Source organism: [Actinomadura] parvosata subsp. kistnae (genome assembly GCF_900323885.1).
Classification (GTDB): Bacteria; Actinomycetota; Actinomycetes; order Streptosporangiales; family Streptosporangiaceae; genus Nonomuraea; species Nonomuraea composti.
In genome coordinates, this window is record NZ_OOHJ01000022.1 from 1,769,417 (window position 1) to 1,781,536 (window position 12,120).

13 protein-coding genes, 1 tRNA gene, 2 pseudogenes and 2 riboswitches are annotated in these 12,120 nt (G+C 71.2%); of the genes and pseudogenes, 11 read left to right on the forward strand and 5 right to left on the reverse strand.

Annotated features, from left to right (window positions below; genetic code table 11):
- Positions 1-13 precede the first annotated feature (13 nt).
- From KIS93_RS50740 to KIS93_RS50755, 4 genes are all read left to right on the forward strand, one after another.
- The gene (locus KIS93_RS50740) at positions 14-703 is read left to right on the forward strand and encodes a gamma-glutamyl-gamma-aminobutyrate hydrolase family protein (RefSeq protein WP_080042417.1); all 690 of its coding nucleotides are present in this window, start codon (positions 14-16) and stop codon (positions 701-703) included.
- Between the two features lie 73 nt (positions 704-776).
- Positions 777-874: riboswitch (glycine riboswitch) on the forward strand.
- Positions 875-971: riboswitch (glycine riboswitch) on the forward strand. It begins immediately after the preceding riboswitch.
- 34 nt (positions 972-1,005) lie between these two features.
- The gene (gene gcvT, locus KIS93_RS50745; protein ID WP_080042418.1) at positions 1,006-2,091 is read left to right on the forward strand and encodes a glycine cleavage system aminomethyltransferase GcvT; all 1,086 of its coding nucleotides are present in this window, start codon (positions 1,006-1,008) and stop codon (positions 2,089-2,091) included.
- Complete coding sequence (gene gcvH / locus KIS93_RS50750) at positions 2,088-2,477, forward strand: glycine cleavage system protein GcvH (protein WP_080042419.1); 390 nt, start codon at positions 2,088-2,090, stop codon at positions 2,475-2,477. The genes gcvT and gcvH overlap by 4 nt, the downstream gene beginning before the upstream one ends.
- A 54-nt stretch (positions 2,478-2,531) precedes the next feature.
- A complete protein-coding gene (locus KIS93_RS50755; protein ID WP_080042420.1) occupies positions 2,532-3,908 on the forward strand; it encodes an L-serine ammonia-lyase in 1,377 nt (458 codons plus the stop codon).
- A gap of 18 nt (positions 3,909-3,926) precedes the next feature.
- Here KIS93_RS50755 and KIS93_RS50760 read toward each other — a convergent pair whose 3' ends face one another.
- Both KIS93_RS50760 and KIS93_RS50765 read right to left on the reverse strand, forming a co-directional pair.
- A complete protein-coding gene (locus KIS93_RS50760) occupies positions 3,927-4,421 on the reverse strand; it encodes a hypothetical protein (RefSeq protein WP_080042421.1) in 495 nt (164 codons plus the stop codon).
- A gap of 22 nt (positions 4,422-4,443) precedes the next feature.
- A complete protein-coding gene (locus KIS93_RS50765) occupies positions 4,444-5,043 on the reverse strand; it encodes a DUF6286 domain-containing protein (RefSeq protein WP_080042422.1) in 600 nt (199 codons plus the stop codon).
- A gap of 137 nt (positions 5,044-5,180) precedes the next feature.
- Between KIS93_RS50765 and KIS93_RS50770 the strand changes: the two are divergent.
- Positions 5,181-6,367: pseudogene (locus KIS93_RS50770) on the forward strand (amino acid deaminase/aldolase).
- A gap of 123 nt (positions 6,368-6,490) precedes the next feature.
- On the opposite strand, the gene KIS93_RS50775 reads toward KIS93_RS50770, so the two are convergent.
- Positions 6,491-6,823 carry a DUF3618 domain-containing protein gene (locus KIS93_RS50775; protein WP_080042424.1) on the reverse strand — a complete coding sequence of 111 codons (333 nt, stop codon included), beginning with the start codon at positions 6,821-6,823 and terminating at the stop codon, positions 6,491-6,493.
- Between the two features lie 150 nt (positions 6,824-6,973).
- Between KIS93_RS50775 and bcp the strand changes: the two genes are divergently transcribed.
- Complete coding sequence (bcp, locus tag KIS93_RS50780; protein WP_080042425.1) at positions 6,974-7,447, forward strand: thioredoxin-dependent thiol peroxidase; 474 nt, start codon at positions 6,974-6,976, stop codon at positions 7,445-7,447.
- Positions 7,448-7,555: 108 nt separating this feature from the next.
- Positions 7,556-7,638: transfer RNA gene (locus KIS93_RS50785), tRNA-Leu, on the forward strand.
- A gap of 60 nt (positions 7,639-7,698) precedes the next feature.
- Here KIS93_RS50785 and KIS93_RS66570 read toward each other — a convergent pair.
- A pseudogene (locus tag KIS93_RS66570) lies at positions 7,699-7,899 on the reverse strand (HNH endonuclease); the annotation flags it as partial.
- On the opposite strand from KIS93_RS66570, the gene KIS93_RS66575 reads away from it, so the two are divergent.
- Entirely contained in the window at positions 7,871-8,119 is a 249-nt protein-coding gene (locus tag KIS93_RS66575) for a hypothetical protein (protein ID WP_230465536.1), read from the forward strand. The pseudogene KIS93_RS66570 and the gene KIS93_RS66575 sit on opposite strands and share 29 nt — an antisense overlap.
- 607 nt (positions 8,120-8,726) lie before the next feature.
- Here KIS93_RS66575 and KIS93_RS50795 read toward each other — a convergent pair.
- Positions 8,727-9,224: a hypothetical protein gene (locus tag KIS93_RS50795; RefSeq protein ID WP_080042426.1), complete on the reverse strand. Its 498-nt coding sequence runs from the start codon at positions 9,222-9,224 to the stop codon at positions 8,727-8,729.
- Between the two features lie 191 nt (positions 9,225-9,415).
- Here KIS93_RS50795 and KIS93_RS50800 point away from each other — a divergent pair, with 191 nt between their 5' ends.
- The 3 genes from KIS93_RS50800 to KIS93_RS50810 all read left to right on the forward strand — a co-directional run bounded on the left by KIS93_RS50800 (position 9,416) and on the right by KIS93_RS50810 (position 12,120).
- Complete coding sequence (locus tag KIS93_RS50800) at positions 9,416-10,561, forward strand: sensor histidine kinase (protein WP_420895890.1); 1,146 nt, start codon at positions 9,416-9,418, stop codon at positions 10,559-10,561.
- Complete coding sequence (locus KIS93_RS50805) at positions 10,562-11,215, forward strand: response regulator transcription factor (RefSeq protein WP_080042428.1); 654 nt, start codon at positions 10,562-10,564, stop codon at positions 11,213-11,215.
- 152 nt (positions 11,216-11,367) lie between these two features.
- Positions 11,368-12,120 (forward strand): ABC transporter ATP-binding protein, encoded by a 753-nt coding sequence (locus tag KIS93_RS50810; RefSeq protein ID WP_230465538.1) that lies wholly within the window; start codon positions 11,368-11,370, stop codon positions 12,118-12,120.

Below are 12,120 nucleotides of genomic sequence, written 5' to 3' on the forward strand. Positions count from 1 at the left end.
AGGGAGGACGGTCGTGGGCCCCGTCATCGGCATCACGTCCTACGTCGAGACCGCCTCGTTCACGGTGTGGCAGGACACCCGGGCGGCGCTGCTGCCGTACTCGTACGTGGAGCAGGTGGTGCGGGCGGGCGGTCAGCCGGTGCTGCTGCCGCCGGCCGGCGCGCCGGCCGGGCTGGTCACCCGCCTCGACGGGCTGATCCTGGCCGGGGGCGGTGACATCGATCCGGCGAGGTACGGCGCGGAGCCGCACGAGCGCAGCGGCTACGTCCGGAAATTTCGGGACGAGGCGGAGTTCGCCCTGCTGGCGGCGGCCCTCGACGCCGGGCTGCCGTTCCTGGGCATCTGCCGCGGCCTCCAGGTGCTCAACGTGGCCCTCGGCGGCAGCCTCCACCAGCACCTGCCTGACCTGGTCGGCCACACCGACCACTGCCCGGGGCCGGGCCGCTTCGGGCACCTGCCCGTCACCCCCGTCCCCGGCACCCGGCTGGCCAAGGTGCTGGGCGCGGAGCCTGTGGCGGTCGCGCACTACCACCACCAGGCGGTGGACCGCCTCGCCCCCGGCCTGACGGTCACCGCCACCGCCGCCGACGGCACGATCGAGGCCGTGGAGAGCGCGTCGGGAGCGTTCACCATGGCCGTGCAGTGGCACCCCGAGGCGGCCGAGGAGCACGCTCTGTTCGAGGCGCTCGTCCAGGCGTGCTGACGGCGCCCGATCCCGTACGGCCCAGAACGCGACAACAGCCCCGTAACGGCACTAGGCTGACGGACATCACCGACGAAACCGCGCGGGAGAGTGCCCTGACAGCCGGTCAGGGTCCCTGAAGGAGCAAGCCCTCCCCGCGAACCTCTCAAGGCAAAGGACCGCGCGGACGAGGTGTCCTCTGGAAAGCAGGCCCATGGGGCCTCGCCGAAGGTGAAAGTCCGGCAAAAGTCGGGTGAAGCTCTCAGGCATCGATGACAGAGGGGGAGGATGCTGGCATCCACTCCTGTCCTGAGGTGCGACAAATGTCCCGACCGACACCGCTACGAGACGTTCACGAGAGCCTCGGCGCCACGCTCACCGACTTCGCCGGATGGCTCATGCCGCTGCGGTACGGCAGCGAGTCCGCGGAGCACCGGGCCGTCCGCGAGGCGGCCGGGCTGTTCGACCTCTCCCACATGGGCGAGATCTTCCTGACCGGCCCCCAGGCCGGCGAAGCGCTGGACTACGCGCTGGTCGGGCACCTGTCGGCGCTCGCACCCGGGCGCGCCAGATACACCATGATCGTGAACGAGCGGGGCGGCGTCCTCGACGACCTCATCGTCTACCGGCTCGGTGACGAGGAGTTCATGGTCGTGGCCAACGCCTCGAACTCCGAGAAGGTCGCGCAGGAGCTGCGGGAGCGGGCCAAGCCGTACGAGACGGTCGTGACGGACCGGTCGGCGGAGTACGCGCTCATCGCCGTCCAGGGCCCGCGCTCCCAGGAGATCCTCGCCACGCTCACCGACGCCGACCTCGCCGGGCTCAAGTACTACGCCGGCCTGCCCGGCCAGGTGGACGGCCGGCAGGCGCTCATCGCCCGCACGGGGTACACCGGCGAGGACGGGTTCGAGCTGTTCGTGGCCAACGAGGACGCCGTGCCACTGTGGCACGCGCTCACGGCCGCCGGGGAGCCGTACGGGCTCAAGCCCGCGGGCCTGTCCAGCCGCGACACGCTCAGGCTCGAAGCCGGCATGCCGCTGTACGGCAACGAGCTGAGCGCGCAGCTCACCCCGTTCGACGCGGGGCTGGGCAGGGTGGTGAAATTCGACAAGCCGGGTGACTTCGTCGGCAGGTCTGCGCTCGAGGCGGTCAAGGACGACCAGCCGCGACGCAGGCTCGTCGGCCTGGTCGCGCGGACCCGCCGGGTGCCGCGCCACGGTTACCCGGTCACCAAGGACGGCGCCGTCGTCGGCGAGGTCACCAGCGGTGCGCCTTCCCAGACCCTGGGAAAGCCCATCGCGATGGCCTACGTGGACACCGGCGCCGATTCAGGCCTGGCTGTGGACATCCGGGGCAGCCATGAACCTATGGACCTGGTCGAGCTGCCCTTTTACAGGAGGAACAAGTGAGCAACATCCCTGACGACCTGAGCTACACCAAGGAGCACGAGTGGGTGGCCGGGCTGGAAGACAGCACCACCGTGACGGTCGGCGTCACGGCGTTCGCCGCCGACTCCCTTGGTGACGTCGTCTACGTGCAGCTCCCCGAGGTCGGCGCGAACGTCGAGCAGGGCGACTCCGTCGGCGAGGTGGAGTCGACCAAGTCCGTGAACGAGATCTACTCCCCGGTCGGGGGCGAGATCACCGAGGTGAACCAGGCCGTCGTCGACGACCCCAGCCTCGTGAACAGCGACCCGTACGGCGAGGGCTGGATGTTCAAGGTGCGCGTCGAAGGCGACCCTGAGGACCTGCTCTCGCCCGAGGAGTACACCGCTCTCACCTCAGGCGAGTCCTGATCTGTCCGCCGGGGCCCCGCGCGGGCCCCGGCCTCTCATGAAGGGCGCACATCAATGGCGATCAGCGTCTTCGACCTCTTCAAGATCGGCATCGGCCCGTCGAGCTCGCACACCGGCGGCCCGATGGCCGCCGCGCACAAGTTCGTCCGGGCCCTGCACGAGGACGGCCTGCTGGAGCGGGTCGCCCGCGTCGAGGCCATCCTGTACGGCTCGCTCGGCCTGACCGGCAAGGGCCACGGCAGCGACAAGGCGGTCCTGCTCGGCCTGTCCGGCGAGAAGCCCGAGCTTGTGGACGTCGACACCGTCGACGCCCGCATCGCCGCCATGCGCGAGTCGGGCACCGTCAAGCTGTACGGCACCCACGAGATCCCCTTCGTCGTCGGCGAGCACCTCGTCTTCGAACGCAAGATCACCCTTCCCGAGCACCCGAACGGCATGCGCTTCACCGCCTACGACGCCTCCGGCGAGCGGCTGCGCGAGAAGGTGTACTTCTCCGTCGGCGGCGGCTTCGTGGTGGACGAGAAGGCCACCGGCGCCGGCCGCATCAAGGCCGACGACACCGTGCTGCCCTACCCGTTCACCACCGGCGAGGAGCTGCTCAAGCACTGCTCGAACACCGGCCTGTCGATCTCCGCCCTCATGCTGCAGAACGAGATGGCCTTCGGCCGCAGCGAGGAGGAGATCCGCCAGGGCCTGCTCAACCTGTGGCGGGTCATGTCCGAGTGCGTGCGCCGCGGCATCTCCAGCGAAGGCGTGCTGCCCGGCGGCCTGAAGGTCAAGCGCCGCGCCAACCAGCTCTACCGCCGCCTCCAGACCGAGCCCGCGGAGAAGGACCCGCTGCAGGCCATGGACTGGGTCACGCTGTTCGCCCTGGCCGTCAACGAGGAGAACGCCGCCGGCGGCCGCATCGTCACCGCCCCCACCAACGGCGCCGCCGGCATCATCCCCGCTGTCCTCACCTACTACACCCGCTTCGTCCCGCACGCCGACGACGACGGCGTGGTCCGCTTCCTCCTGACGGCCGGGGCGATCGGCGTGCTGTTCAAGGAGAACGCCTCCATCTCCGGCGCCGAGGTCGGCTGCCAGGGCGAGGTCGGCTCCGCCTGCTCCATGGCCTCCGCCGCCCTCACGGAGGTGCTCGGGGGCACGCCCGAGCAGGTCGAGAACGCCGCCGAGATCGGCATCGAGCACAACCTGGGCCTGACCTGCGACCCGATCGGCGGCCTCGTCCAGATCCCCTGCATCGAACGCAACGCGGTCGCCTCCAACAAGGCCATCACGGCCGCCAGGATCGCGCTGCGCGGCGACGGCCGCCACTACGTGGCCCTGGACAAGGCCATCAAGACGATGCGGGACACGGGGCGGGACATGCTCGACAAGTACAAGGAGACGTCACGGGGCGGGCTCGCGGTCAACGTGATCGAGTGCTGAGGACGCCGCCGGCAGCGCTCAACGCCGTACGTGCAGCCGTACGACCGTGGGGGTTTCGTCGTCGCGGACCTCGCGGCGGATGCGGCCCACGATGTCCTGGTCCAGTTTGCTGACCACCGCGCCCACGTCGGCCGCCGCCGGGCAGGACAGGCCGATGCGCAGGCCGTCCCCGGCGACCCGGACGCCCGTCCTGCTCAGCCCGTCCACGCCCTTGAGCCCGACGAACAGCATGGCCGTGCCCGTGCCGTTGTGGGTGCCGCGGCGGCCCCAGCCGAGGCCGACCAGCAGCCAGCGCAGCGTCATCATGGCGAGGAGCAGCAGGCCGAGCGCCAGGAACCACAACGGCCACGGGTCCTCCGCCAGCGCCTTGTGCGCCGGGGCGGGCAGGAGCTTGGCGGTGGGCGGCAGGCCGAAGAAGCGGTCATGGCCGCGCAGCCACGCGTAGACCCCGGCGCCCAGCAGCGTCGCCCCGACGGCGGCCAGGCCGACGCGGTGGCCTGCGTACTGGCGCATCACCGGATCCTCCAGTAAGACATCAGGCGCCCCTCCTGCGCAGGCGGACCACGACCTCGCCGGTGCCCAGCGTGCCCACGCCGGCCAGGCGGTCGCCCACGGCCGTGCCGACCTGCCTGAGCATCTGGCCGGAGCTTTCGGCGCCGGTCGTGACCGTGACCTCGATGGTGCGGCGGCGCAGGCGTACGCGAGCCTTGTCCACGCCCGCCACCTGCTGCGCCGCCGCGCACAGCGTGCGGCGCAGGCCGGAGCGGGTGATGCCGATGACGATCAGCGGGTCGGACGTCTCCACCGGCACCAGCGTGCAGCGGCCCGGCACGATCGCGAGCAGCAGCATCAGCGTGCCCGCCACCACCGGCAGCAGGGCCACGGAGGCGGTGTCCTGCCAGGTGGTCCGGCCGGCGAGCGCCACCGCCTCGTCCACCGGGACCCAGCCGAGCGGCGCGCCGAGCAGCGCCGACACCACCTCGGCCGCGGTCGCCCCAAGCCCGGCGGTCAGCGTGAGCGCGACCAGGGCTCCCGGGAGGGTGCGGGCCGGCCTGAGCACCCTGCTCGCCCGTCGCAGCCCGGTGTCCCGAGGGGCGACGACGGCGCCGGGCAGTATCTGCTGAAGCGTGGTCATCACAACGACAGACGTACATGGAGGGCGCATGGCCTGAACCGCACCCTCGCCGCCGATTTGCCCGAACATTACGGGGACGGCAGCAAACGCGAACAACCCTCATGTTCTTTTGCCCGTTATGCGGTTACGCTGCCGGTATGGATGACGGCCAGCGCTACGACCGCGCCACAGCGGCCCTCGAACCACCGTTCGCGATCGTCGACCTCGCCGCCCTGCGCGCCAACGCGGCCGACCTCGTCCGCCGGGCCGCCGGCAAGCCCATCAGGGTGGCCAGCAAGTCCGTCCGCAGCCGGCCCCTGCTCGAACGCATCCTGGCCATGGACGGCTTCCGCGGCGTCATGGCGTACACGCTGCCCGAAGCCCTCTGGCTGGCCGCGAACGGCTTCACCGACATCCTCGTCGCCTACCCCACCGCCGACCGGCACGCGCTCGCCGCCCTCGCCGGGGACGCCCGCGCCGCCGGGCGCGTCACCGTCACCATCGACTCGCCCGCCCACCTCGACTATGTCGAGGCCGCCGTCAGCGGCGTGCACCCGCGTGCCGAGCTGCGGCTCTGCCTCGACATCGACGCCGCCTACGTCGCCCTCGGCCGCCGGATCGGCGCGCTGCGCTCCCCCGTCCGCGAGCCGCACGAGGCCGCCGACCTGGCCGCCGCCGTCGCCAAACGGCCGGGCTTCCGGCTGGTGGGGTTGCTGGCGTACGAGGCGCAGATCGCCGGCGTCGGCGACGCCCCGCCCGCGAACGCCGCCCGCGCCCGCCTCATCAGGATCATGCAGACCCTGTCGGCGCGCGAGCTCGTCCTGCGCCGCGGCCGCGTCGTGAACGCCGTGCGCCGGCACGCCGACCTCGAGTTCGTCAACGGCGGCGGCACCGGCTCCGTCGACCTCACCACCCGCGAGAAGGCCGTCACGGAGCTGGCGGCGGGCTCCGGCCTCTTCCATCCGCGGCTGTTCGACTTCTACCGCCGCTTCACCGGGCGCCCGGCCGCGATGTTCGCCCTGCCCGTGGTGCGCCGCCCCGCCCCGGCGCGGTGACCGTGCTCGGCGGCGGCTACATCGCCTCCGGCCCGGCCGGCCCGGCGCGGGCGCCCCAGCCGTACCTGCCGGCCGGCCTGCGTTACGCGCCCGAGGAAGGCGCGGGCGAGGTGCAGACGCCGCTGCTCGGCCCCGCCGCCGACGACCTGCGGATCGGCGACCGCGTGTGGTTCAGACACGCCAAGGCGGGCGAGCTGTGCGAGCACTTCGACGCGCTGCACCTCGTGGACGGCGACACCGTGACCGAGTCGCTCCCGACGTACCGCGGCGAAGGCCGCACGTTCCTCTGACGCACGTCAGCCCTCGGACGCACCATGAGCCCTCCGACGCACCATCAGCCCTCCAATGCACCATCAGCCCTCCGACGCGCCATCAGCCCTCGGACGCACCCTCAGCAGCTGACGCGCATCCCCTTAGAGGCGCTTGCGGCGGCGCCGCCACAGCACGATGGCCGCCCCCACGACCAGCACCGCGCCGACCCCGATGAGCAGCGGCCCCAGCTCGGGCCGCTCCTCCTCCCACACCCGCTCCTGATCGTCGCCGTACTCGACCGGCCGCGGCGTCACCCCGAGCGCGTCACCCACGGACGCCACGAAATGCCCCGCCCTGCTCTTGACGTCGGCCACCGTGCGCTCGGCGACCCGCTTGGGGCTCACCCGGTCGGCAATGGCGTCGACCGTCTGCGCCAACTCCGCGCGGGTCCGCGCGATCCGCCGCTCCAGCTCGTCGGGATCGGTGTCAGCCATGGCTCTCCTTTCGACCGTACGCGTGCGTGCCCCGCACCGCGTGCCGAGCGGGCTCCGTCCGTTCTGGTCCTGATCAGTCTGTCAGGTCGGCGCGCCGTCCGGCACAACGGCCGGGCCGGTAGGTTGGCGGGAAGAACCCAGGAGGGCCCATTGACCGAGACCAGACTCACACCGGGCGACGCCGCGCCCGAGTTCACGCTACCCGCTGCCGACGGCGGCACCATCTCGCTCGACACCTACCGCGGCAAGCGGGTGATCCTCTATTTCTACCCCGCCGCGATGACTCCCGGCTGCACCAAGCAGGCCTGCGACTTCCGCGACAACCTCGCCCAGCTCACCGCCGAGCGTTTCGTCGTCCTCGGCGTGTCGAAGGACAAGCCGGAGAAGCTGGCCAAGTTCGCCGAGCGCGACGCCCTGACCTTCCCGCTGCTGTCCGACCCCGACCTGACCGTCCACCAGGCGTACGGCGCGTACGGCCCGAAGAAGCTGTACGGGAAGGAGATGGTGGGGGTCATCCGCTCGACCTTCGTCATCGACGCCGACGGGAAGGTGGAGCAGGCGCTCTACAACGTGAAGGCCACGGGGCACGTGGCCTCGCTCAAGAAGAAGCTCGGCCTGTCCTGAACACCGCGGGGCCCTCCTTTCCCTGGAGGGCCCTGTTCTCGTCATCACAAACGCCTCCGGCTCGCATATGGAGCGCTAAACTGTGTCCAGCCCGCTGCGGCGGGAGGCGCGGGCGTGGCGAAATGGCATACGCGGCAGGTTTAGGTCCTGTTGGTGGAGACACTGTGGGGGTTCGAGTCCCCCCGCCCGCACCCCTGTGCACCGGCTCGGCCCCGGTTTCGCCCGGCGAATGTCGCGGTTTGCGAGTGACAGTTCGGGCACAGCAGTCGCAGATTGTCCCGGCGATTGTCCAGTGGGTCGCCATTGATGTGGTCGACTTCGAGTGTCAGTGGCTCTCCTTGCCAGATTCCGCCGACTCCGCACTTCGTACAGAGCGGGGGCACGCCGAGCGCGCTCAACGCACGCCGCAGGACCACTCCCGGCGTGCGGCTCGCCCCGGGAGGACGGCGCACGAGGACGGCGGCGGGATCCCTGTGGGGCCTGCTCAGCTCCGCGCTGGTGGGCCGCCGCTCGAAGTGGGCCGGGTCGAGGCCGTGCCGGGCCATCGCGCGCAGGACCCTGCGCCGGTTCTGCTCGGTGACCGGCAGGCCGAGGTGGCGGATCATGGCCGCGACCGACCGTGACGCCTCGGCCGCGGCTCTGAGCTCGGCTTCCTCGATCCGGATGCGCTGATAGCCGCTCGGCGCGGTGATGCCGTACGTGTCGAGCTGCCTGCGGACGCTGTCACGCGACCGCTCGCTCTCCGCCGCCCCGAGGCGCCGCAGGATCTCGCGCATGCTCCGCGCCCCGTCGGCGGCACGAACCAGCGTGTCGCGGTCGAACCGCGGCAAGGGGCTCGGCCGGCGCTCGGCCTGGAGGAAATGCGAGGTGTCGAGGCCGAAAGACTTGATGCGGCGGCTGATATGAGAATGGGCGCCGCCGCTGCGCGATATCCCCAGCCGGTCGAGTACGTCGTTGACGCTCGTGGCGGCCGCCACGGCCGCGGCCAGGACCTCGCGGGTGTATTTTCCCGGCGGCACCCGCCGGAAGTGCGAAGTGTCGATGCCCAGCTCGGCCATCCTGCGCCGGAGTCCGGCCCGGCGACCGCCCGAGTTTCGCAGGCCCAGCAAGGACAGCAGCTCGCTCATCGAGCGTGCCTGCCGCGCGTAGCGGGTGAGCTCTTCCGTACTCGGGCCGGAACGCGCCATGACGTCAGACTAAGGACGCGGTCGGACGCTTTCCTAAGCTTGCGAAGAATGGTTCTCTCAGTGTCCGGGAATCGCCGCCGATCACCGAAATGTCAGCCCGTGTAGACGGGTCCCGGGTCCACGTTCTCCGGCGGATCGCCGGGGTCCATCTCGGCGGGCGGTGGCAGGACGCAGAGCCCGCGGTCGTCGATCTCGTAGCACGGCATCCGCAGCTCAGGCCCCCACTTGCGGTGATGGCCCCACCCCGGAGCCTCCGTCCACGTGTCGTAGCGGCCGTGGTCCTCGCGCAGGTCGTTGAAGGCGGCGACGGTGACGCCGCCGAGGATGCCGCCGACGAGCAGCCCGATCAGGCCGGCGGCCGTGACCTGGGTGCGGCGGCGGCGCAGGAAGTCGCCGAAGGGCGTGGCCGCGCGTTCGCCTGGGGCGGGGATGGGCTGGGTGGGCGGAAGGTAGGTGTAGGGGCGGTCGGCGTGCTCGCCGTACTTGAGTGGACCGGGCTCCTGAAGCTCCTGTGCCGGCTCCGACGGGGTCGGGTCGCGCGGCGCTTCCTCTTCGCCGCGCGACCCGGCGTCGCGATCATGATCCGCCATCACGATCTCCCTTTACTCGCCCCACTGGGGCGCTCCCAGTCATAGAGACTGCCAGATTCACCGTAAGCCCCATGTAAGAGCTGGTCGATGTAAGACCTGGGTCGTACTCTCACTTCCGACTCCAGGCGGACCAATGTCCGGCTCGCGCTACGTATCGTGATGATGTGTTCGGCAGGGTACGGGCGTGGTCCATGCGCCACTCGAAGCTGGCGGGTGTCCTCCGGGTGGCTCCCTTGGGGGTGTTGTGCGCCTTCTTGGCGATTCCGTACGCGTCGGTGACGCCGCCGGAGGGGCACGTCTACCTGCGGGTGGGCGGTTATCTGGCGCTGGCGGCGGCGTTGGTCGTGCCGTTGTGGTGGCGTGACAGGCTGCCGTTGGTCACGTTCGCGGTGGTGTCGCTGATCAGTTTCGGGCAGTGGGTGGCGGACGTCGATCCGCAGCCCGCCAACCTCGCGGTGTTGGTGGCGTTGTGGGGGGTGGCCTGCCAGTGCGCGTTCCGGTGGGCGCTGGCGGCGTGCCTGGTGGCGGAGCTGGGGGTGTTCCTGGCGCTGCTCAACTGGGAGGTGCCGACGTTCGGGATGTTCTTCAGCGGCTCGATCCTGGTGGTGACGGTCTGGGTGACCGGCCTGTACGCGAACACGCGCCGGCGCTATCTGGAGGGCCTGGAGGAGCGCGCGGAGCGGGCGGAGCGCGAGCGCGACCAGCAGGCGCGGATGGCGGCGGCGGCGGAGCGGGCGAGGATCGCCCGTGAGCTGCACGACGTGGTGGCGCACAACGTGAGCGTCATGGTGGTGCAGGCCGACGGCGCCGGTTATGCCCTGGACAGCGATCCGGAGCAGGCCCGCCTGGCGGTCAGGAACATCTCGAAGACCGGCCGGGCGGCGCTGGCGGAGATGCGCCGGCTGGTGGGCGTCCTGCGCGAGAACGAGGGCGGGAGCACCGACTACACGCCGCAGCCGGGGCTGGGGCAGCTGGAGGAGCTGGTCAGGGGCTCGGCGGTGCCGGCGAGCCTGCGGGTCGGCGGCGCGCCGGCGGAGCTGCCGGAGGGCCAGCAGCTCACGGTCTACCGCATCGTCCAGGAGGCGCTGACGAACGCGCTCAAGCACGGCGGCCCCGGCGTCGAGGCCACCGTGGAGATCGACTATCTGGGATCGGAGCTGGTCGTGCGGGTGACCGACAACGGCCGGGGCGCGGCGGCCCCGGCGAGCCCGGGCGGGCACGGCCTGATCGGCATGCGGGAGCGGGTCGGCATGTACGGCGGCGCCGTCTCGGCGCGGCCCCGGCAGGGCGGCGGCTTCGAGGTGCTGGCCAGGCTGCCCATGGCGAAGGCGGCGTAGATGATCCGGGTGATGCTGGTCGACGACCAGGAGCTGTTGCGGGCGGGCTTCCGGATGGTGCTGGGGGCGCAGCCGGACATCGAGGTGGTGGCGGAGGCGGGAGACGGCGTCACGGCGCTGGAGCTGCTGAAGAGCGTCGAGGTGGACGTGGTGCTGATGGACGTCCGTATGCCGGGCATGGACGGCGTCGAGGCCACCCGGCACATCGTGGGGCCGAAGGTGCTCATCCTGACCACGTTCGACCTCGACGAGTACGCGTTCGCGGCGGTGAAGGCGGGCGCGGCCGGGTTCCTGCTGAAGGACGTGCCGCCGGCCGACCTGGTCAACGCGATCAAGGTGGTGCACGCGGGCGACTCCGTCGTGTCGCCGGCCACGCTGCGGCGGATGCTCGACCGCTTCGCCGCGCAGCTCCCGTCGGAGGAGCCGCCGGCGTCGGCGGCCGATCTGACGCCGCGTGAGCGGGAGGTGCTGCTGATGGTGGCGCGGGGCCTGTCCAACATGGAGATCGCGGGCCGGCTGGAGGTGGCGGAGGCGACGGTGAAGACGCATCTGGGGCGGGTGCTGTCCAAGCTGGGGTTGCGGGATCGGGCGCAGGTGGTGGTGTACGCGTACGAGGCCGGGCTGGTGGTCCCGTCACACCGGCCGCAACCCTAGAAAGTCACACCGGCCGCAACCCTGGAAATCGGCCGAAAGTCTGACGCGGGGTCATCTGCCGGCGCACACGAAGTCCCTCCTCAAGGCCCACGGAAAGCGAGATTTCCGCTTCTAGCGTGAGTCGCGGCTGCGAATCACGACAAGGAGTGAAAGTGACGCTCATCGAGACCCGGCGCCAGGCCCCGCCCGCCGTGGTGGCGACCGATCTGACCAAGGTGTACGGCCAGGGGGACGCCGAGGTGCACGCTCTGCGCGCAGTGAACGTGTCCTTCGCCACGGGGGCGTTCACCGCCATCATGGGCCCGTCGGGCTCCGGCAAGTCCACGCTCATGCACTGCCTGGCGGGCCTCGACACGGCCACGTCCGGCACGGTGCACATCGGGGACGTGGAGCTGACCGGCCTGAGTGACCGGCAGCTCACGCTGCTGCGCAGGGAGCGGATCGGGTTCATCTTCCAGGCGTTCAACCTGCTGCCCACGCTCACCGCCGAGCAGAACATCCGCCTGCCCCTCGACATCGCCGCCCGCCAGGCCGATGAGGTGCTGTTCGACCGGGTGATCGAGACGGTGGGGCTGCGGGACCGGCTGGCGCACCGGCCGACGGAGCTGTCCGGCGGGCAGCAGCAGCGGGTGGCGGTGGCCAGGGCGCTCATCAGCAAGCCTCAGGTGATCTTCGCCGATGAGCCGACGGGGAACCTGGACTCGCGCAGCGGCGCCGAGGTCCTGTCGTTCCTGCGGGCCTCGGTGCGCGAGCTGGGCCAGACGATCGTCATGGTGACGCACGACCCGGTGGCGGCCTCGTACGCCGACCGGGTGGTGTTCCTGCGTGACGGCGAGCTGGTCACCGAGCTGGCCGCGCCGACGCCGCAGAGCGTGCTGGACACCCTCGTCCGGCTGGAGGCGTGA